The sequence below is a fragment of the Paenarthrobacter sp. TRD_SC_7 genome (genome assembly GCF_056156245.1).
The window spans coordinates 1094503-1113591 of record NZ_CM149587.1 but is presented as its reverse complement, the minus strand read 5'-3'; the positions used below and the strand labels follow the sequence as shown (position 1 = coordinate 1113591).

The window sequence follows — 19089 nt, the reverse complement described above, 5'->3', positions numbered from 1 at the left end:
AGACAATCCGTTTTTGTATGACCAAACGCCGGTGCACACCGGTTGAACGTAAAGGATCGCCATGACCCAGAAACTCCTCGTCGGAACGCAAGCACCTGATTTCGCGCTTCTCGACGCCGACGGCACCAAGGTCTCGCTGTCCGATTACCGCGGACGCAATGTCATTGTGTACTTCTACCCGAAGGCGGCCACCCCCGGCTGCACCACCGAGGCTTGCGACTTCCGCGACAACCTCGCCAGCCTGCAGGGCAAGGGCTATGACGTCATCGGGATCTCCCCGGACGGCCCGGAGGACCTCGCGAAGTTCACCGGCGAATTCGCCCTGACCTTCCCCCTGCTCTCCGACGAAGACCACACCGTGGCCCTCGCCTACGGCGCTTGGGGCGAGAAGCTGGTTGATGGCGAAATCGTCGAAGGCCTGGTCCGCTCCACCGTTGTCCTCGACGGCGACGGCACCGTGAAGCTCACCCAGTACCAGGTTTCCGCACAGGGCCACGTCCAGGCGCTCAAGGAAGAGCTGGGCGTCTAAGGCTCTTTCACCGACCGGCGGCGGGCTGGTGGGAAACCTTCTCTCACCGGCCGGCCGCTTGAGCCGGACGCACCCACTCTGAATTGCCGCGTTTAGGTGCCTCGTTGGTGCTCGGGGTACACCGCGGTCAGGCGCACACCGAACAGCTCCGCCGCTTCCGAGCCTGTTCGTGGATGACTTGCCCATCGATGTCTTCGCTACGGACCGCATTACCCAAGTAAGGGACGCGGCGACGGGAGAGGTCCTATACTTACGCGGTTGAATCACTGGATCGTATTCAGGCATGTCCCGACCCTTACCCTGGGTTCGTGCGGGCGGGTCTCACGGGAGTCCAGTAGCCCTGGAACGGCGGGGTCTCTGAAGAACGTTAGATGCGGCCGGTGGGGGACTGGCTTACGGGCGCTACTGGCTGGGCGCCCGCTTGGTTAGTTAGTGCTGACGAGCATTGTCAGGTTGAGTAGTTTTCGTTGCGCGATGCAAGGGGCGTGTTCGTCGAGGCACCGGGTATCGTTCAAAGCGTGACGAGTCTAAATGACCCAGACATGCAAGCCCCGCCGCTCGGGACCGGCCGCGGGAATAGTAGGCCTTGGGCCCATCTCGCACCGGACTACGAAAAGGCTCGCGCTCGAGAGGACTCGCTGGACCGCCTGGTGGAGTGGCCCGCTCAGCGGAAGATTCTAGGAGACGTTGCAGGGCAGTCAGTGCTCGACCTAGGCTGCGGCAACGGCGGAAAGCTCATTGAACTGGTTCAGGACGGAGCCGTTGCCTCGATTGGCATCGATATCAGTGGGAACTTCGTCATGGACAGGCCGCAGGGCCTTGAGCTCATCAATGGAGACTTGTCCGACTTGGGCGCGATTCCCGAACTATCGGACCGGAAGTTCGACCGAATCCTCTTCCTCCAGTCCTTCGGATACACCCCTGACCCCGTCCGTACACTCATAGAAGCCAAGTCGTTGCTGACCGATGACGGCTACATCCTGTTGACGAGAACCCAGCCGATTCGATACGCCATTGAGCGAGCGGAAGAAAACGACACGTCGTTGGGTGAGGAGTACTTCTCCGGCACCACGTTCTCTTATCGCAGCGGATGGAATGAACAGATTGCATTAACAAAGCGGGCATACACGGTTTCTGACTTGCTCAATGTTTTCAGTGCTGCCGGTCTATGGATAGAAGCCGCCGTCGAGCCGCAACTATCCGCGGACGCAGGTCGTCGCTATCCTCACAAGCTGGCGTGGATGAACAAGTACCTCGGAATTATCATTTTCAAGCTTCGTCCGCTATCACGTTGAGTGCCCGGTAAAGGATCCCTTACCGGGCGGGTGGGAACCGCCAATGCTCTTGGATAGCTATGCGGACGGCGCCGACTGCACTGGGTGCTCGTGACGAGGCCACCCGGGATTGCGGGCGCGAAGCGCCACCCACGCGGCGACCCCTACTATACGAGTGCATCGTGGAGAATGCGCGCAGCGTGGCCCATCGCCTGTTCGGCCGAAGGCTGGATGAGGGCCGGCACTCGGCTGCGGGTGAGGGCAACGATGATCAGGGTGTCCCCGCTTTTGTGTTCGACGATGCCCGCTTCGTGACGGAGGTGGACGAAGGAACCTGTTTTCGAATACCAGGCCGATGTATCTGCTGAGAAGTCTGGCGCCAAGCGGTGTCGGAAAACGTTCCCGGCGAGCATGTCTCGCAGGGGTGCTGCCACCGTCTCGTCAATGCTCCCGTCCCAGATCTTCTGCAGAAGGTCGGCCAGGCCGCGCGCGGTGCCGGCGTTAGCGCGTTCAATGTCCAGTTGCGGCAATGGTGAAGGGTGGCCGTGTTTGTCGGCAGTGACGACGAGAGAGTGGACCGTGGCAGCGTCGCTGGATACAGTTTGCGTCGCGAGCGAGGCGTAGAGTTCGCCGATTGGATGACGCAAGATGATGCCGCTCGTCCCGAGAGCATGGAGCCATTCCGTGACGGCGCCCGGGGGGACCAGACGGAAAATTGCATCTGCTGCCGTGTTGTCGCTGATCTCAATCGCAAGCCGGATGAGGTCACCTACCGCGATCGTGGCCGGGTAGGTAAATCGGGCGATCCCGGGACCACCTTGGGATCGGCTCGCGCCATCGATGCGCACCGGCGCGCTGAGGTCGAGATCACCGTGGTGCGCTGCATGGAGTGCGGCTGCCGCCAGTGGCAGCTTAGCGACAGAGGCCAGCGGAAAGGGCCGATCAGGGTCTAGCGCGATCTCGTTTCCGGTGCCGAGGTGACGCACGAGGAGAGACCCGGAGAGTCCTGCCGCCTCGAGAACGTGCGCTGCTCGACGTATAGCGCTCGTCCCCGCAGCACTGTCGTATGCAGAGTCGGTCATGGTTTCTCCTGACTGACCTCACCAAGCGCCGCAGCGATGTCACGCCGAAGAACCGTATCGAACAGCTTCCTACCGTCTGGGGTGCGGGACTCAAGCCGGTAAGCACGTGCGACAGCCAATTCGCGCACCGCAAACCATTGCAAACGCCACGCGTCAGCCTGCCCGCGGGTGCAAAGGACCCAGTCCTCACCTGCCAACGCTCCGGAGAGCGCGCCGACGACACTTGTGGACTCGTAAACCTGATGCGCCGCCAGCCCGGATTCTGCAGCCGCCTCTCTTACAGCGGACAGAACCGGGGCGGAGGCATCTTCTGCCAAAACGGCGATACGCGAAGCCGCGCGTGGCCCGAGGGCACGGGTGGGGCGCAGAACCGCAAGCGTAGGTGGCTTGAACCGTTCGGTTGCTTGGGCGAGGCCCAGCGGGACCCTCCAGTCCGCTCGTGCGGTCTCGACCGGCAGGATGGCGGCATCGGCTTCCCCTAGGCGGAACCGCATAGAACGCCTCTCCCTGTCGTTTTCCTCGATCTCAAGGTCGGTTCCTGCCCCGAGCGCTCGTAAGCGGAGCGCTGCCCACAGCGCAGGATCAAGGTCTTTTGGTACAAGAAGGCGGACTGTGCCGCGATGATGGGATGCTGCAGCGTCGAGGAGCGAACGTTCAGCACTCAGAAGCGCCTGTGCATGTCCAAGTAGTGCCGCGCCGAGGGCCGTGAGTCTCACCTGGCGTGTGCTCCGCTCGAGCAGCGCTCCCCCGAGTTTGGACTCCAGAGCGGCGACTCGTCGGCTCACTACGGACTGTGTGGTCCTCTCATCATGGGCGGCTGCCGAGAAACTTTGACGGTGCGCAACCGCTACGAAGGCGCGTACACCCCGGAGGACATCCATACCCAATTATGCATTCAATGCATCAAACTGGTCATTTGTGGCTTTGAGTGCATTGCTGATGTCCCACCAGAATGGGCGGCATGAATCCTCATAACTCATCGCAACGGCAAGACCGGCCCGTAGCCCCGAGCCGTCGCGGGATACTCGTGTTCGGCGCAGCCGGAGTATTGGCAACCTCACTGGCCGCCCCCGCAAGCGTGGCTTCTGCACAGGAGAACCCACCCCTAACGGGGAGCACCCGTCGGCGTCTCGACCGGGCAATCACGGACCTCGAATCGGTACATGGCGTCACCATCGGGGTTGCCGCTGGCCGCCTGGGCCAAGGCTCTTACGCATACCGAGGCAGGGAAACATTCCCGATGTGCTCTCTTTTCAAGACACTAGCTGTTGCCCTGCTGCTTCGCGACCACGCCTACGACGATGATTTCTGGAAGCGTCGTATTGTGTTCCGGGCCGACCAGATTGTGGAGAACTCTAAGATTTGCGCTGCCGACGAGGACCGCGACATGAGCGTGGAAGAGCTCGCGGACGCCGCGCTCCGTTTCAGCGACAATACCGCTGGTAATCTCCTGCTCGAGCTCATCGGAGGTCCAAGGCAGATAGGCACATACGCGCAAACTCTGGGAGCGCACTCCACCCGACTGGACCGCTGGGAGCCCGAACTCAACGAAGCCCTTCCCGGGGACCTCCGCGACACCAGCACACCCACGGACATCCATAAACTCTACGAGGCCCTCCTGCTCCGCGACGCGCTGAGCGCACTGGGACAGGCCCGCCTTCGTGGTTGGATGCTCCGCAACACCACTACAAGCAAGCGGTTCGGGGCGGTTGTGCCACCGGGAGCTGAACTCGCTGACAAAACCGGTGCCGGCGACTACGGAGTCGTCAATGATGCCGGCGTCGTATGGCATGGCGCCCGTCCACCGCTCACGCTCGCCGTCATGACCAGGACGAATAATTCGGACGCAGCTTACAACGACGCCGTCGTTGCGCGCGTGGGCCAACTCGTTTTCGAGGAACTCCTATAACGACGTGCGCCGAAAGCTCCCGCTTATAACTGCACATTTTCTGTAACGCCCGCTCACTGTTGTGAGCGGGCGTTACATATGTCTTGACTAAACGTGACAAAACCCCCGGCCTCAGTAGTTAATGGAGCCATGGTCTCCCCAACAACCGTGCGCCACGCTGTAGTCGTCGAAGATGACGCCGACATTCGCGGACTCCTCGTTCTTGTCCTCGAGCAGCTCGACTTCGTGGTGACCGAGGCACCTGACGGTCTCTCCGGCGTCGAGGCTGTCCGCAACACCAACGCAGAACTCGTGACGCTGGACGTAAACCTCCCGGACATCGATGGCATGGAAGTCTGCCGCCGCCTCCGTGAATTCTCGGACGCCTACATCCTGATGCTGACGGCCCGTGCCGACGAGATCGACAGGCTCAACGGCTTAGACATCGGCGCGGATGATTACATCAACAAGCCCTTCAGCCCCAAGGAACTCCAAGCACGCATCCGCGCCTTGTTCCGCCGTGCCCGCACACCTGCCGCACCCGCCGAGGACACGCGCCAGAGCGACGAACTCGCCCGGGCAGCAGTGGTGCAGCAAAGCCTCCTCCCCCGGGAGACGGTCCGCCTGGACGGTTACGACGTCGCTGGCGCCTTCCGCCCGTCCCGCAGCGTGGGTGGGGACTTCTACGACTGGTACCAGACCCGTGACGGCATGCACTTTACGTTCGCGGACGCAATGGGCAAGGGCATGGGTGCCGCACTCATCGCAGCAACAGTCCGCGCGGTGATGCGTTCAGTAGCGGACACTCCGGCCATCGATGCTGCGTTCGGTTCAGCCAGCGCTACCATTACCTCCGACCTGGACCAGTCGGGTTCCTTTGTCACCATGTTCCACGGGCGGCTGGACAGCGCGTCCGGCAAGCTCAGCTATATCGACGCCGGCCATGGCCTTGCGCTGCACGTTCCCGCCGAGGGGGCGGCACAGAGACTCGTTTCGGCGGGCCCGCCCGTCGGCATCCTGGACGAGCAGCAGTGGCCCGCTGCCGAGCTTCTCCTGGAACCCGGCGATTCCCTGGTGATCGTCAGCGACGGCGTGCTGGATGCCCACAATTCCTTGGAAGACTTCCAGTGGAACGTGGAGAAGGTGGTGCGCAGCGGGGCTACCTCGGACGATGTGTGTGCCGCCTTGCTCGAGTTGGCACCGGCGGCGACCGCTGAAGACGATGTGACCGCCGTCGTCGTACGCCGAAAACCAGACGCAGGACTGTAAACCGCAAGAGGGGGGATTTGTGACGCGTTTCTGGACTCGGCTGATCGTCGTGCTGACGGTCATTTTGGGCGTGAACTACGTCGCATGGCGCTGGCTGGCGTCGCTGAATTGGGAAGCATGGTGGATCGCCGTTCCATTGGTGATTGCCGAAACGTACAGCCTCATTGACGTGATGCTGTTCGGACTGACCGTGTGGAACCTCAAGATTCGCAAGCCACCGCCCCCGGCCCCGGACACCGCCACGGTGGACGTCTTCATCACCACCTACAACGAACCCTTGGATCTGGTGATGACCACTGCCCTCGCGGCCAAGGACATCCGCTGGCCGCACAGCACCTGGATCCTCGACGACGGCGATCGCCCCGAGATGCGCGAACTCGCCGAGTCGAACGGGATCGGCTACGTCACGCGTGGTGCGGACTGGACACCGGACATGCCGCGGCATGCCAAGGCGGGCAACCTGAACAACGCGCTCATGGTCACCTCGGGCGAGTACCTGTTGATTCTCGACGCCGACCAGATCCCCGAGCCTGACATCCTGGACAAGACGCTGGGCTACTTCAACGATAACCGCGTGGCGCTGGTCCAGACCCCGCAGTACTTCATCAATGTCCCTGAGGACGATCCCCTGGGCAGCCAGGCGCCCCTGTTTTACGGGCCCATTCAGCAGGGCAAGGACGGCTGGAACGCGGCGTTCTTCTGCGGCTCCAACGCCATCCTGCGCCGGGAAGCCCTCATGCAGCTGGGCCTGGTGGGCTACGTCAAAGCCACCGAGAAAAGTGTCCGGCGCGCCCTCGCCGCCTCGCGTACCGCCATCAAGAAAGCCAGGCACTCAGCCGAAGCCGAGAACCCATTGGTGGAGCAAATGCTCACCGAGGTGGAAGCCGCCACCGCTGCCGCCCAGCAGGAGCTCGAAGCCGGAGCGTCCCTGAGCGAGATCACTTACCGTGTGCGCCAAAACGTGGACGACGCCGTGCGCACCCTCGTGGCCGCCGATTTCTCGGCACTCCAGTCCGACCTCGAAGAGATCGCCGCCATGGAACTCGCCCACGTCGGCGAGGGTGGCGTCACAACAGTGGCGAGTGACGCCGTCGACCGCATGTCCGGACGCGACTGGTCCCCGTTGGGCGCGCTCGAGTCGGTTCACGCGGTCCTGGATGCCATCTCCGTGGAACGCACGGACGAAGCCCAGCCGATCATGCCGCTGGCCACCATCTCGGTCACCGAAGACATGGCGACGGCAATGCGGATCCACTCGCTGGGCTGGAAGAGCGTGTACCACCACGAAATCCTCGCCAACGGACTGGCGCCCGAAGACCTCAAGACCATGCTGACCCAACGCCTCCGCTGGGCCCAGGGCACCATGCAAGTCCTCCTACGCGAGAACCCGCTGCTCCAACGCCGCCTTTCGTGGGGCCAACGGCTCATGTACTTCTCCACCATGTGGAGCTACCTGAGCGGCTTCGCGGCCGTGGTGTACTTCGCCGCGCCAATCATCTACCTGACGCTCGGCATCCTCCCCGTGAGCAGCCTCAGTTTCGACTTCTTCATACGCTTCATCCCGTTCATGGTGGTCAACCAATTACTGTTCGTGGTCGCCGGGCACGGGATCCCCACGTGGCGAGGTCAGCAGTACAGCCTTGCGCTGTTCCCCACGTGGATCAAGGCCTGCACGACGGCGGCACGCAATGTTTGGTTCGGACGTCCCCTCGGTTTTGCAGTCACCCCCAAGGCCCGGCAGAGTGGCGGCCCCAGCTGGAGCCTGATCCGACCGCAGATCATTGTGGCCGTTTTGCTGGCCGTGGCGCTGGTCGTTGGCCTCATTCGGCTTCTTGCCGGAATGTCCGAGCCCCTGGGCACACTGGTGAACGTAGCGTGGGTTGCGTTCGACCTGGTGGTCCTGAGCGTGCTGGTCAAGGCAGTTTTGTACAAGGGCTTCGTCCCTGAAGTTTCCGAGGAGAGGAATGCAGATGCAGTTTAGCTACGAGGTCAACGACTCCTACGCGGAGGTGAGGAGCGTGGGCCGGCTGAACATGGTGGCCGCGCCCAAGCTGCGCGAAGTAGTGGCAGAGGTTGTGGCCGGTGGCTCCAGCCGCGTGGTGGTGAACCTGGCAGAGACAGACTTCATGGATTCCTCCGGACTGGGTGCCCTCATCGGCTGCCTGAAGGCGGCACGGCAGGCAGGCGGCGACCTCCGCATTGCCGGCGTTCAGCCGCAGGTCAAAATGGTCTTGGAACTGACCAACATGGACCGGGTGCTCACGGCTTACCCCACGGCCGAAGCTGCGTTCGGCGATGACTGACGTGATCGCCCGCCGGGGCTTCCATGGACCGTCCAACGAAGAAGCTATCGAAGCCATACACAATGAGCTGGACGCCCTGTGGGACGATGCCTCCTTCGTGCCGGACATGGATCGGATGACCTTCGCTACGGCCGTTATCGAGGCTGCAGCGAACATCGTGCAGCACGCGCTTCCGGTGGCGGAAAAGCCAGTGGAGATCGACGTCGACATCAGCGTCCGGCCCACCCGCCTGGTGGCGCGGGTCAGTGCGTTCAACGCCCGCGAGCCGTTTGCAAACGATATGCAGGCCAACATGCCGGATGAGGATGCGGAGTCCGGCCGGGGGTTGGCGCTCATCGAGGCTTTGGTGACAACGGTGACTTTCGAGCGCCAGGACGGCACCAACACGTGGATCCTGACCCGCGACACCTAACCCTCTCTCACATCCCAAGCCCTTCCAACCAAACCCTCTCTCACATCCCAAGCCCTTCAGGCGCGACGGGTTGTTCGCGCTCGTCAAGTTTTTGAGACAGGCTTCGTTGTTGTTGGTTAGGCGGCCAGTGGTTCCTGGGCGCGGGTTTGGTTGGTGGCGTGGGCTTGGGCGGGCGGGACACCGCCGGCTCGTTTGTTGGGTCGGCGGCGGTTGTACCAGCCTTCGATGTATGCCATCACTCCGGTCCGGGCAGCGATCCGGGAGGTGAAGCGTTGGTGGTGGTAGAACTCGGTTTTCAGGTGTGAGAAGAAGTTCTCGGCGACCGCGTTGTCCCAGCACACCCCGACTTTGCCCATGGATTGGGTTACCCCGTTCGTGCCGCACCAGTTCTGGAATTCGTCGGAGGTGTAGTGGGTGCCCCGGTCGGAGTGGAAAATAACTGTAGTTCCGTCGAAGCGGCCGTGGTTCCGGGCCATCTGCAGTGCGGCCGTGCACAGGCTCGCGCGCATGTGGGCGGCCATGGCCCAGCCGATGACCATGCCGGAAAACAGGTCAATGACGGTGGCCAGGTAGAGCCAGCCCTCACCGGTGCGCAGGTAGGTGATGTCACCGACCAGCCTGGTCCCGGGCACTGATGAGGTGAAGTCCCGTTTGCCCTCTGCGTCGAGCATGTGATTTTCGATGTGGCCGGTCTTGGCTTGCGGGTCCTGGACTGTGGTCGTTTTCCAGGCTTGGGTGCGCACCGCCCGCAACCCGTTCGCCCGCATGATCGCCCCAACGGTCGGGACCGAAACCTTCACGCCCTTCTCATTGAGCATCAAGGTCAGCTGGTCCCGCCCGGCACGCCCTTCCTCAACCGTGTACAAGCTGGTCACAGCGGTGACCAGCTCTTCATGCCGGACCGCCCGCGGTGACCTCACCGCCGGCCTGCGCCAGCGGTAATACGAGGCCCGGGAAATCTTCAACGCCCGGCATAGCCACACCACCGAATGGTTGGCCTTCTCTGCTTCGATGAACTCGTAGAAGTCCTCTACTTTTGCTTCGCGGCAAAGAAGGCGCTGACTTTTCCCAGGAACTCGACCTCGGCCTTCAACCTCTCGTTCTCAGCCAAAGCCTTCCGGTGTTCCTCCCACGCGACCGGCCCACGATCTTGAACCGGGACCGGGACAGGCCCGTCCGACGAACGCGCACGGGCCCGCGCGAGCCAGTTCCCCAGCGTGCTTTCCTTCACCCCGATCTCCTCAGCGACTTGCTTCACCGAACGATCAGTGGACAAAACCAGCCGCACAGCTTCCTCACGGAACGCGGCATCGTATTTTCTTCTGGGCGTGGTCATCCGAAACCAATCTCCCATCAAGCTGTCTCAGAAAACCATACGGCCGCAGTTCTGTCCCTCGCCGCGCGACAACTCCGCGTGACAGCAACCGGTGAGATCCGTCGTCGAGCGCTAAAACGAAACCGGGGACGAAATGAATTGCCGCATGCTTCGAACAGCAGCACGTGCTCTCGCGCTAGGCGTTGCCTTCGTCATGGGACCTGTTGGGGTTGCCGGATGCAGCGCCCCCGGCGAAACCAAACGGGAACCCAGCAAGGCACCTCCCATTACGTCCGAACCTGCTCCTGTGGCTGAAAGCATCGCCAAGTACGAGGCTCTGATCAAGGAACTCGTTGCCGCTTTGGAAACGAAGATGCCGGATATCACTTGGTCCATGGACGGACCGGCAAGCATGAGCGTCACCGGAGACGGCAGATGCATGCTTTCCCCGCAGAGCATGAAAAGCAGCGCGGACATCGTGAAGCCATCCAGGAACTTTGAGGACGTTTTCACTACGGCCGATCCGGTCTTGGCAAAGCACGGGTTCCCTGCCGTCGACGGCACCGATCCCGTTCCCGGCGGGTGGGTTGTAACGCGCAGCACAGATGCTGTGGGTGCCACGGTGAGCATCCGATCAAAGTTCCCGGCCTACCTCGAACTCACTGTCCCAGTGCAGTCGGATACCTGCGACCCTAAGGAGATCCCCGCGAGCTGACTCAAGCCCGAGGGATGCGAGCGAGCGTCGCCCTCAAGCCCGAGGGATGTGAGCGAGCGTCACCCGCAAGCCCGAGGGATGTGAGCGAGCGTCACCCGCAAGCCCGAGGGATGTGAGCGAGCGTCACGCGTTCGCGATCGCTTCTTTCAGGGCACCCAGCACCAAGGTCACTGAGGCACTGTTCGCGTTCGGGCCCATCATGCCGATGCGCCACACCGTGTCAGAGAATTCCCCTACGCCCGAGCCGATTTCCATACTGAAGTTCTCCAGAAGGTAAGCGCGGACGGCAGCCGAGTCGACGCCGTCGGGCACTTTCACGGTGGTGAGGCTGGGCAACCGGGCGCCTTCTGCGGCGAACAGTTCCAGCCCCATGTCCTCCAGCCCGTCCTGCAAAGCCGCGCCGGCAGCGCGGTGCCGGGCCTGCACGACGTCGAGTCCTTCGGCAAGAATGCGGTCGAGGGCAGCTTCGAGGCCGGCGATCATAGTGACTGGTGCGGTGTGGTGATATGTCCGGGCGCCGCTGGCAGCACCCACGTACCCGCCGAGCAGTCCGATATCCAGGTACCAGGAGCGTGGGTCCTTGACGCGGCGCTCGAACGCGCGGTCGGACACCGTGAACGGCGAGAGGCCCGGAGGAACGCCCAGGCACTTCTGCGTCCCGGCGTATCCGACGTCAATGCCCCAGTCGTCTGCCAACAACTCCAGTCCACCGATGGACGTGACGGCGTCGGTGATCAGCAGCGCGTCGCCCTTGCCGGCGCCGAGGGCAGCGATGTTGGAGAGCACACCGACGGACGTCTCAGCATGGACGGCGGCGATGACTTTCGGGTTGGGATGTGCCGAGAGCACGCGGTCGGCATCCACGGGCTGGCCCCATTCGTGATCCACACGCACCACAGTGGCCCCGCAGCGGCGGGCGACCTCACACATGCGCGCCCCAAAGAGTCCGTTGACGGCGATCACTGCCACGTCGCCGTCGGACACGGTGTTCACGAAAGCCGCTTCCATGCCGCCGGAACCTGTGGCGCTCAACGGGAGCGTGCGCGCATTCGACGTGCCCCAAACGGTGCGGAGTCCCTCACAGGTGTGGTCGAGGCGTTCGATGAACACAGGATCGAGGTGGCCGAGCACGGGATAGGCCAGAGCGGCCATGGCTTCGGGGTAGCAATTGCTCGGGCCGGGACCGAACAGGAACCTGGACGTCAGAATGTCTGGCATGTGCGAACTCCTTCAGCTGGTTGAGGTCATTCTGCCCCAGCGGGGTGGAGGGAGCGAACCAAATGCACCCCGGATCCCTGCCGCAGGAACCGATCCACGCCCCAAACGGCAAGCGCCAGCAGTGCAAATACCGCCCCGAGAATGCTGGCACCGGTCCAGCCCCAGGCATCGAACACCGGTGCCACAGCGGCCGCGCCCAGCGCACTGCCCACGGAGTAGAACACCATGTAGCTGCCGATGATGCTGCTGGCGGACGCTTCTGCACCGGCCACGATCATTGCCTGGCTGCTGACGTGGACAGCCTGCACTGCGGCGTCGAGCACAATGATGCCGGCAATGAACCAGAGCAGCGACCAGCTCCCGAAGGACAACGCCACCCACGAACCCAGGAGCGCCGCGAGGCTCACCCCGGTGGCGCGTTGCCCCCACCCCCGGTCCGCCGCCGCGCCTGCCCTGGACGCTGCCAGAATGCCTACGAGCCCAGCCAGCCCGAAGAGCCCGATCACACCAGGCGGAAGATTCCAGGCGGGACCGCTGAGCAGCAATGACATGCCGCTCCACAGCACTCCGAAGGACGCGAACAGCAGCATAGTGATGAGGGCCCGGGTACGGAACACGGGATTACGCCTTGTCAGGACGACGATTGACGAAACAGCCTTCCAGTAGCGCACGTCGCCCCTCGCGGCCTGCTCCCGGGGCATGGCGCCGAGAAGTGACAGCGACAGGACCACAGCAGCTGCTGCGGCCAAAACATACACCGACCTCCAGCCCCACAGGTCGGTCATACCGCCTGCCACTGTCCGCGCAAGGATGAGGCCACTCACGACGCCGGCAGTAACAGTTCCGATGCTTCCGCCCCTTTGGTCCGGGGTACTGGACGCGGCGGCATACGCGACGATGGTTTGCACCACGGAGGAGGCCAGTCCCAGGACCGCGAAAGCAACCAATAACGTAGCTTGCGACGAAGCAAGTGCCACTCCACTCGCGCCGATGGCGGTAGCCGCCACCTGAACAGCGATGAGTGTGCGCCGGTCCGCAATGTCCCCCAGCGGCACCAGGACAACCAGCCCCAGGAGATATCCGGCTTGGGAAGAGGCCACCACCCAGCCGATGCCCGCCACCGGGATTCCCAGGTCTGAGCCCATGCGTTCAAGGAGGGGCTGTCCGTAGTAAATGTTCGCCACCATAAACCCGGCCACCACAGCGAGCAACAGCACGAGGCTACGGCTAAGTCCTTGCCGGGATTTCGTCAGTTGGTCACTGCTCATGGTGCCGGCCTCCGTCAACTTGGTTTCAATATGCAACCATTTGAAGATATGCCAGAATGGTTTCATGTTGCAACCAAGTGATGCCGAATGGACGGATCCCGAATGCCCTGTAGCCCGGGCAGTCGATCTGGTGGGCGACAAATGGACCCTGCTGATCATTCGGGACTCATTGGACGGCAAGCGCCGCTTCTCGGAATTCGAGAGATCCCTTGGCGTGGCGAAGAACATCCTTTCGGACCGCCTGCGCCTCCTGGTAGACAGGGGCGTCCTGACCCGGATTCCCAATGACCGCGGCACGCGGAGCGAGTACGAGCTAACCAACGCCGGGAGGGACCTCTTCACACTGATCCTCAGCCTTCGGCAATGGGGCGAACGAAACGCCTTCGGCGCCGGCGAAGCGCACTCCACCCTGATGGAGCCCGGGACGGGCAAACCCGTCCCGCGTCTGCGCCCCCTCGGCGACGACGGCAGCGAGCTCCGGCCCGAGGACACGCTCCTCAAAAAGGTGAGCCACCCGGAAGCGTGACCCGTCGAACCACCCGGAACCACCCGGAACCATCTAGGCCAAACTGCTAAGGTTACTCACCAATACTGAGGCCGCCACGGATAGGGGACGAGAGTGACGACTGAAGGAAAAGAGGCGCCCGAGCAAGGCGTCAGCGGCGAGGTAAGCCAGGACCGGTTCGTCGCCGGGCAGGACCTGACGCGCTGGAAATCCCCCGCCGGCCGAGCACTGGCCGGAGGCGCCGAAAGAGTTACCTCCCTGCTCGGCCCTTATGCAGCACTGATCATCACCCTTGTTGCGGGACTTGCCGTAGCCCTGTCCTTGGCCTTGGTATTCGGTGAGGTCTACGAGTCCGTGACCGAAGCTGACGGCGTGGCCGGATTGGACGATCCGGTATTGGCAGCAGCCAAGTCGGTGCGCTCCCCCGCTTTGGACATGGCCGCCACCGCTTACACGAATATTGGCGGCACGGTGGGAATGCCCCTCATCGCCGTCGGCATCATGATCGGGCTCGCCACGAAAAGACGGTCATGGACTCCCGTCATCCTGATGCTCGCAGCCGGACTGGGATCCCTGATCATCACCCTCCTCGGCAAGCCGATCTTCGGCCGCACCCGCCCGGACATAGCAGACGCGATTCCGCCCTACGAACACTCGGCATCATTCCCCAGCGGCCACTCGCTCAACTCGATCGTGATCGCCGGCATCGTGGCCTACCTGATCATCCTCAGGCTCAAGACCACCAAGGCGAGGGTCATCACAGTGCTCGTGGCGGCAGCGTTCGCTTTCACCATGGGCCTGAGCCGGGTCTACCTGGGTCACCACTGGCTGACGGATGTCCTGGCCGCCTGGGCCATCGGAATCGCTTGGCTGGCGTTGGTTATCACAGCCCACCGGCTGTACCTCACGGTGCGAACAAGACGTCAGGGAGCGGTAGTCTCTTGACACCAGCCCGCCCACTCGGCTTAACTGAATTACGTATGCTGAAATAACAGTTCCATGATGCGGAAGCTTGAAGCACGGGCTTCCTCCTGCACCAGCAGGAGTTCCGCATAGCCCACACCATGGATGCCAGCATTTTGCATGAGGATGACACAAGCATGGAGCTTGCAGTATTCAACAGTGTTGACCGGGACGAGGCCATCAGGACCCTGACCCCCTGCCTGGATATCAGCCGCTGGGTCGAGGCAATCGTGGACGCGCGGCCCTACGCCAGCGTCGACGAACTGCTGGGGCAAGCCCAGCGCGCCGCCGAGCCCTTCACCGCGGCCGAGGTGGAGTCAGCCATGGCCCACCACCCCCGCATTGGCGAACGCCCCAAGGCGCAGACCACCGAGGCCGCGATGTCGCGCTCGGAGCAGGCCGGCGTGGACCCGGGCGACAACGAAACCACCGCCGCCCTCGCCGAGGGTAACCGGGACTACGAGGAGAAGTTCGGCCGGGTCTTCCTGATCCGTGCGGCTGGCCGCAGCGCGCAGGAAATGCTCGGCGCCCTCCAGGAACGCCTCACCCACACCCCCGAAGAAGAAGACACTATCGTGGCCGGCCAGCTACGCGAGATCGCACTGTTGCGCATCTCCGGACTGATCAGCGAAGGAGTCAACGCATGAGCGTTTCACAAGTAACCACACACATCCTGGACACCGGTTCCGGCCGCCCGGCGGCGGGTGTCGCCGTCGTACTTTACGTCCGCGAAGGCGACGACTGGACCTTGGTGGCGAAGGGCGAAACCGACGCCGACGGCCGCATCAAGACGCTCGGTCCGGAGCGGATCCCCGGCGGCGCCTACCGCTTGAACTTTGCCACCGGCGCCTACTACGAGGGCCTCGGCACGGAGACGTTCTTCCCGGAAGTCGACCTAAACTTCACAGTTTCCGACGCTGGCGAGCACTACCACGTGCCCCTTCTGCTGAGCCCGTTCGCGTTCTCGACGTACCGCGGCAGCTAACCCACGCCGCCGAGTTGCCAGTTAATGCCAATGTTCGCCAAGAACATTGGCATTAACTGTCACATCGGCGCGGAACGGTAGGCTTTAACGCATGGCTTCAGAGGACACCACCCCCAATTCCGCCCGTCGCGAGATCACAGTTCGCCGGGCACCCAAGTTCGTTCCCTTCATGATTTTGGGGGCCGTGGTTGGTGCGATCGTGGCCGCAATCATTGCCTACGGCCGCCAGGCAGACCCCGCCTTCGACGCCGGGACGGTGTTCGGATTCTTCCTGATCGTCTGCGCGGGCGGCGGCGTCATTCTATTCTCGATCCTCGCCCTGATCCTCGACCGCGTCAGCGTGAAGCGCTCCGAGCGGGCCGTCGTGGAGCCCGTTCCGGATTCGGTTCCGGATGAAGGTCCAGAGAACGACGACGTCCGCTAAGTCAGGCGCCCGGCCCGCCTCTTTGGAGGGGAGCCAATGTGAGACACACCGCATTTTCGCGGGAACCCGCCCGTTCCAGGGGTCACATAGGCTGCGGGGGAACGTACCACGGCCACAACATGAGACAATCGACCAGTGGCACGTGGCGACGGAAAACTTTCTCATGATCTTCTCCCCGGCGAAAAAGGCCCCCAGGACGCTTGTGGCGTCTTCGGGGTTTGGGCTCCCGGTGAAGAAGTAGCAAAACTCACCTATTACGGGCTGTATGCGCTGCAGCACCGCGGACAAGAATCGGCTGGTATAGCTACCAGTGACGGCAAGCGCATCAATGTCTATAAGGACATGGGCCTTGTGTCCCAGGTCTTCGATGAGACAACCCTGAACACCCTTACCGGGCACCTGGCCGTAGGCCACTGCCGGTACTCCACCACCGGTGCAAGCCACTGGGCCAACGCGCAGCCAACCTTGGGTGCTACGGCAACCGGGACGGTTGCCTTGGCCCACAACGGCAACCTGACCAATACCGCTGAGCTCCGGGAAATGATCCTCGAGCGCAACGATGGCCAGCTGACCGGTGAAATGAAGCAGGGCAACACCTCCGACACCGCGCTGGTGACCGCTCTCCTTGAGGGCGAAGAGGGCAAGACCCTGGAGCAGACCGCGCTGGAGCTGCTGCCCAAGATCAAGGGTGGCTTCTGCTTCGTCTTCATGGACGAAGGAACCCTCTACGCAGCCCGCGATACCTACGGCATTCGCCCGCTGTGTCTGGGCCGCTTGGAACGCGGCTGGGTTGTCGCTTCCGAGCAGGCTGGCCTGGCCACCGTCGGTGCGAGCTTCATCCGCGAGATCGAGCCCGGCGAGTTCATCGCCATCGACGAGGACGGCGTCCGTTCGCAGCGCTTCGCCGAGGCAACCCCCGCCGGCTGTGTCTTCGAGTACGTTTACCTCGCCCGCCCTGACGCTGCCATTGCCGGCCGCTCCGTGTACGAGGCCCGTGTTGAGATGGGCCGCCAGCTGGCCCGCGAAAACACCCATGAGGCAGACCTCGTGATTCCCGTCCCCGAGTCCGGTACCCCCGCGGCTGTTGGCTACGCTGAACAGTCCGGCATCCCGTTCGCACACGGCTTCGTCAAGAACGCCTACGTGGGCCGTACGTTCATCCAGCCGTCGCAGACACTGCGCCAGCTCGGTATCCGGCTCAAGCTCAACGCCTTGGAATCCGTGATCCGTGGCAAGCGCATTGTTGTGGTGGATGACTCGATCGTCCGTGGCAACACGCAGCGCGCCATCGTTCGGATGCTCCGGGAAGCCGGCGCCGCAGCGGTGCACGTCAAGATCTCCTCTCCCCCGGTCCAGTGGCCCTGCTTCTACGGCATCGACTTCGCGTCCCGCGCAGAGCTCATCGCCAACGGCGCCACCATCGAAGAAATCTCCCAGGCAATCGGCGCTGACTCGCTGGCCTACATCTCCGAGGACGGCATGATCGGCGCTACCCAGCAGCCGCGCGAACGCCTCTGCACGGCCTGTTTCACCGGCAAGTACCCCATCGAGCTGCCGCACGCGGACAAATTGGGCAAGAACCTGCTGGAGCGCACCGACCTTGGCGGCTTGCCTTCTGCCGAAGACACCTCCTCCGTGGACGACTCAGAGGACCCTGCCGAGAAGCCAGGCGCCACGGGTTGCGATCCCGGACCTGACGCCGAATTCGAAAACCTGCTTACCGACGCTGATCGTTTGACCGACGCCGACAAGAAAGAGTCTGTATGAGCTCCGCAACCCCCGCCGCTGAGAACAACTCCGGCATCACCTACGCCTCCGCGGGTGTCGACGTCGAAGCGGGCGACCGCGCAGTCGAACTCATGAAGGGCGCTATCAAGGCGACGCACAACTCTTCGGTGATTGGCGGCGTCGGCGGTTTCGCTGGCCTGTACGACGTCTCCCAGCTGCTGAGCTACAAGAAGCCGCTGCTGGCCACGTCCACCGACGGTGTGGGCACCAAGGTGGCCATCGCTCAGGCCATGGACATCCACGACACCATTGGTTTCGACTTGGTGGGCATGGTGGTGGACGACATCGTAGTGGTGGGTGCTGAGCCGCTCTACATGACCGACTACATCGCTTGCGGCAAGGTTGTCCCGGAGCGCATCGCCGACATCGTTCGCGGTATCGCAGCTGCTTGCTCCGTTGCCGGCACAGCCCTGGTCGGCGGCGAAACCGCTGAGCACCCGGGTCTCCTGGGTGAGCACGAGTACGACGTCGCAGGTGCCGCAACCGGCATCGTCGAAGCCGATGCCCTGCTCGGCCCGGATCGCGTCCGCGCCGGCGATGTTGTCATCGGCATGGCGTCCTCCGGCCTGCACTCCAACGGCTACTCCCTGGTCCGCCGCGTCATCAACCACGCCGGCTGGGCACTGGACCGCCAGGTTTCCGAACTCGGCCGCACGCTGGGTGAAGAGCTTCTGGAACCCACCCGCGTCTACGCTGCCGACTGCCTCGACCTCGCCCGCACCTTCCCGGTTACGGCAGGCGCAGCAGTTCATGGCTTCAGCCACGTCACCGGTGGTGGCCTGGCCGCCAACCTGGCACGCGTCCTCCCGCAGGGCCTCGTGGCCACGGTGGACCGCAACACCTGGGAACTCCCGGCCATCTTCAAGCTGGTCTCCGAGCTCGGCAACGTTCCGCTGGCCGACCTGGAGCGCACGCTGAACCTCGGCGTGGGCATGGTTGCCATTGTTTCCGCCGAAGCAGCCGACGCCGCAGTGGCTCGCCTCAACGACCGCGGCCTGCCGTCCTGGGTCATGGGAACCGTTGCTGCTGACAGCGACTCGATCGACAAGACCGGCCCCGACTACGTCCAGGGTGCCAAGGGCGTCGACGGCGGCGCTGTCCGTTTGGTGAACGCCTACGCCTAAGCGCGTTATCGCTTCATAAAAGGAGCG

General features: G+C 63.2%; 20 protein-coding genes. 15 read left to right on the top strand and 5 right to left on the bottom strand.

Features of this window, described 5'->3' with window-relative positions; translation table 11 throughout:
* Positions 1-61 precede the first annotated feature (61 nt).
* Both bcp and AC0J5Z_RS05590 read left to right on the top strand, forming a co-directional pair.
* The gene (gene bcp / locus AC0J5Z_RS05595) at positions 62-529 is read left to right on the top strand and encodes a thioredoxin-dependent thiol peroxidase (protein ID WP_475038017.1); all 468 of its coding nucleotides are present in this window, start codon (positions 62-64) and stop codon (positions 527-529) included.
* 485 nt (positions 530-1014) lie between these two features.
* Entirely contained in the window at positions 1015-1824 is an 810-nt protein-coding gene (locus AC0J5Z_RS05590) for a class I SAM-dependent methyltransferase (protein ID WP_475038016.1), read from the top strand.
* Between the two features lie 146 nt (positions 1825-1970).
* Here AC0J5Z_RS05590 and AC0J5Z_RS05585 read toward each other — a convergent pair whose 3' ends face one another.
* Positions 1971-2885, bottom strand: a complete 915-nt coding sequence (locus AC0J5Z_RS05585) for a serine hydrolase (RefSeq protein ID WP_475038015.1) — start codon at positions 2883-2885, stop codon at positions 1971-1973.
* The gene (locus tag AC0J5Z_RS05580; RefSeq protein WP_475039574.1) at positions 2882-3766 is read right to left on the bottom strand and encodes a LysR family transcriptional regulator; all 885 of its coding nucleotides are present in this window, start codon (positions 3764-3766) and stop codon (positions 2882-2884) included. Before AC0J5Z_RS05580 ends, AC0J5Z_RS05585 begins: the two co-directional genes overlap by 4 nt.
* Positions 3767-3846: 80 nt before the next feature.
* On the opposite strand from AC0J5Z_RS05580, the gene bla reads away from it, so the two are divergent.
* From bla to AC0J5Z_RS05555, 5 genes are all read left to right on the top strand, one after another.
* The gene (gene bla, locus AC0J5Z_RS05575; protein ID WP_475038014.1) at positions 3847-4794 is read left to right on the top strand and encodes a class A beta-lactamase; all 948 of its coding nucleotides are present in this window, start codon (positions 3847-3849) and stop codon (positions 4792-4794) included.
* 129 nt (positions 4795-4923) lie between these two features.
* Complete coding sequence (locus tag AC0J5Z_RS05570; protein ID WP_475038013.1) at positions 4924-6042, top strand: PP2C family protein-serine/threonine phosphatase; 1119 nt, start codon at positions 4924-4926, stop codon at positions 6040-6042.
* 19 nt (positions 6043-6061) lie between these two features.
* A complete protein-coding gene (locus AC0J5Z_RS05565; protein WP_475038011.1) occupies positions 6062-8023 on the top strand; it encodes a glycosyltransferase family 2 protein in 1962 nt (653 codons plus the stop codon).
* Positions 8013-8345, top strand: a complete 333-nt coding sequence (locus tag AC0J5Z_RS05560) for an STAS domain-containing protein (RefSeq protein ID WP_475039571.1) — start codon at positions 8013-8015, stop codon at positions 8343-8345. Before AC0J5Z_RS05565 ends, AC0J5Z_RS05560 begins: the two co-directional genes overlap by 11 nt.
* A complete protein-coding gene (locus tag AC0J5Z_RS05555) occupies positions 8338-8757 on the top strand; it encodes an ATP-binding protein (protein WP_475038009.1) in 420 nt (139 codons plus the stop codon). Before AC0J5Z_RS05560 ends, AC0J5Z_RS05555 begins: the two co-directional genes overlap by 8 nt.
* 116 nt (positions 8758-8873) lie before the next feature.
* Here the strand turns inward: AC0J5Z_RS05555 and AC0J5Z_RS05550 are convergent.
* Positions 8874-10093, bottom strand: a protein-coding gene (locus AC0J5Z_RS05550; protein ID WP_475038008.1) for an IS3 family transposase whose coding sequence is annotated in 2 segments (ribosomal slippage) — positions 8874-9826 and positions 9826-10093 — 1221 coding nt in all. Because the reading frame shifts where the segments join, the coding sequence is not laid out codon by codon here.
* A gap of 145 nt (positions 10094-10238) precedes the next feature.
* Between AC0J5Z_RS05550 and AC0J5Z_RS05545 the strand changes: the two genes are divergently transcribed.
* Positions 10239-10787 (top strand): hypothetical protein, encoded by a 549-nt coding sequence (locus AC0J5Z_RS05545; protein WP_475038006.1) that lies wholly within the window; start codon positions 10239-10241, stop codon positions 10785-10787.
* Positions 10788-10910: 123 nt separating this feature from the next.
* Here the strand turns inward: AC0J5Z_RS05545 and AC0J5Z_RS05540 are convergent, their stop codons facing one another.
* Positions 10911-12005 carry a pyridoxal-phosphate-dependent aminotransferase family protein gene (locus tag AC0J5Z_RS05540; RefSeq protein ID WP_475038005.1) on the bottom strand — a complete coding sequence of 365 codons (1095 nt, stop codon included), beginning with the start codon at positions 12003-12005 and terminating at the stop codon, positions 10911-10913.
* A 26-nt stretch (positions 12006-12031) separates the two neighbouring features.
* Positions 12032-13273, bottom strand: a complete 1242-nt coding sequence (locus AC0J5Z_RS05535; RefSeq protein WP_475038002.1) for an MFS transporter — start codon at positions 13271-13273, stop codon at positions 12032-12034.
* A 64-nt stretch (positions 13274-13337) separates the two neighbouring features.
* Here AC0J5Z_RS05535 and AC0J5Z_RS05530 point away from each other — a divergent pair, with 64 nt between their 5' ends.
* The 7 genes from AC0J5Z_RS05530 (at position 13338) to purM (ending at position 19062) form a co-directional block, all read left to right on the top strand.
* Positions 13338-13799, top strand: a complete 462-nt coding sequence (locus AC0J5Z_RS05530; protein WP_475037997.1) for a winged helix-turn-helix transcriptional regulator — start codon at positions 13338-13340, stop codon at positions 13797-13799.
* 93 nt (positions 13800-13892) lie between these two features.
* A complete protein-coding gene (locus tag AC0J5Z_RS05525; RefSeq protein ID WP_475037996.1) occupies positions 13893-14723 on the top strand; it encodes a phosphatase PAP2 family protein in 831 nt (276 codons plus the stop codon).
* A 155-nt stretch (positions 14724-14878) separates the two neighbouring features.
* Positions 14879-15388 (top strand): 2-oxo-4-hydroxy-4-carboxy-5-ureidoimidazoline decarboxylase, encoded by a 510-nt coding sequence (gene uraD / locus AC0J5Z_RS05520; RefSeq protein WP_475037994.1) that lies wholly within the window; start codon positions 14879-14881, stop codon positions 15386-15388.
* Positions 15385-15726: a hydroxyisourate hydrolase gene (gene uraH, locus AC0J5Z_RS05515; protein WP_017199951.1), complete on the top strand. Its 342-nt coding sequence runs from the start codon at positions 15385-15387 to the stop codon at positions 15724-15726. Before uraD ends, uraH begins: the two co-directional genes overlap by 4 nt.
* A gap of 91 nt (positions 15727-15817) precedes the next feature.
* Positions 15818-16150, top strand: a complete 333-nt coding sequence (locus tag AC0J5Z_RS05510) for a hypothetical protein (protein WP_475037993.1) — start codon at positions 15818-15820, stop codon at positions 16148-16150.
* A 135-nt stretch (positions 16151-16285) separates the two neighbouring features.
* Positions 16286-17917: an amidophosphoribosyltransferase gene (purF, locus tag AC0J5Z_RS05505; RefSeq protein ID WP_475037992.1), complete on the top strand. Its 1632-nt coding sequence runs from the start codon at positions 16286-16288 to the stop codon at positions 17915-17917.
* A complete protein-coding gene (gene purM, locus AC0J5Z_RS05500) occupies positions 17914-19062 on the top strand; it encodes a phosphoribosylformylglycinamidine cyclo-ligase (protein WP_475037991.1) in 1149 nt (382 codons plus the stop codon). Before purF ends, purM begins: the two co-directional genes overlap by 4 nt.
* The last annotated feature ends 27 nt before the right edge of the window (positions 19063-19089 follow it).

Bases quoted from the DNA above. Each gene is read 5' to 3' on its own strand.
- bcp (WP_475038017.1), top strand. From the start codon at position 62: ATGACCCAGAAACTCCTCGTCGGAACGCAAGCACCTGATTTCGCGCTT.
- AC0J5Z_RS05585 (WP_475038015.1), bottom strand. From the start codon at position 2,885: ATGACCGACTCTGCATACGACAGTGCTGCGGGGACGAGCGCTATACGT.
- AC0J5Z_RS05580 (WP_475039574.1), bottom strand. From the start codon at position 3,766: ATGGATGTCCTCCGGGGTGTACGCGCCTTCGTAGCGGTTGCGCACCGT.
- bla (WP_475038014.1), top strand. From the start codon at position 3,847: ATGAATCCTCATAACTCATCGCAACGGCAAGACCGGCCCGTAGCCCCG.
- AC0J5Z_RS05570 (WP_475038013.1), top strand. From the start codon at position 4,924: ATGGTCTCCCCAACAACCGTGCGCCACGCTGTAGTCGTCGAAGATGAC.
- AC0J5Z_RS05560 (WP_475039571.1), top strand. From the start codon at position 8,013: ATGCAGTTTAGCTACGAGGTCAACGACTCCTACGCGGAGGTGAGGAGC.
- AC0J5Z_RS05555 (WP_475038009.1), top strand. From the start codon at position 8,338: ATGACTGACGTGATCGCCCGCCGGGGCTTCCATGGACCGTCCAACGAA.
- AC0J5Z_RS05545 (WP_475038006.1), top strand. From the start codon at position 10,239: ATGCTTCGAACAGCAGCACGTGCTCTCGCGCTAGGCGTTGCCTTCGTC.
- AC0J5Z_RS05540 (WP_475038005.1), bottom strand. From the start codon at position 12,005: ATGCCAGACATTCTGACGTCCAGGTTCCTGTTCGGTCCCGGCCCGAGC.
- AC0J5Z_RS05535 (WP_475038002.1), bottom strand. From the start codon at position 13,273: ATGAGCAGTGACCAACTGACGAAATCCCGGCAAGGACTTAGCCGTAGC.
- AC0J5Z_RS05530 (WP_475037997.1), top strand. From the start codon at position 13,338: ATGTTGCAACCAAGTGATGCCGAATGGACGGATCCCGAATGCCCTGTA.
- uraD (WP_475037994.1), top strand. From the start codon at position 14,879: ATGGAGCTTGCAGTATTCAACAGTGTTGACCGGGACGAGGCCATCAGG.
- uraH (WP_017199951.1), top strand. From the start codon at position 15,385: ATGAGCGTTTCACAAGTAACCACACACATCCTGGACACCGGTTCCGGC.
- AC0J5Z_RS05510 (WP_475037993.1), top strand. From the start codon at position 15,818: ATGGCTTCAGAGGACACCACCCCCAATTCCGCCCGTCGCGAGATCACA.
- purM (WP_475037991.1), top strand. From the start codon at position 17,914: ATGAGCTCCGCAACCCCCGCCGCTGAGAACAACTCCGGCATCACCTAC.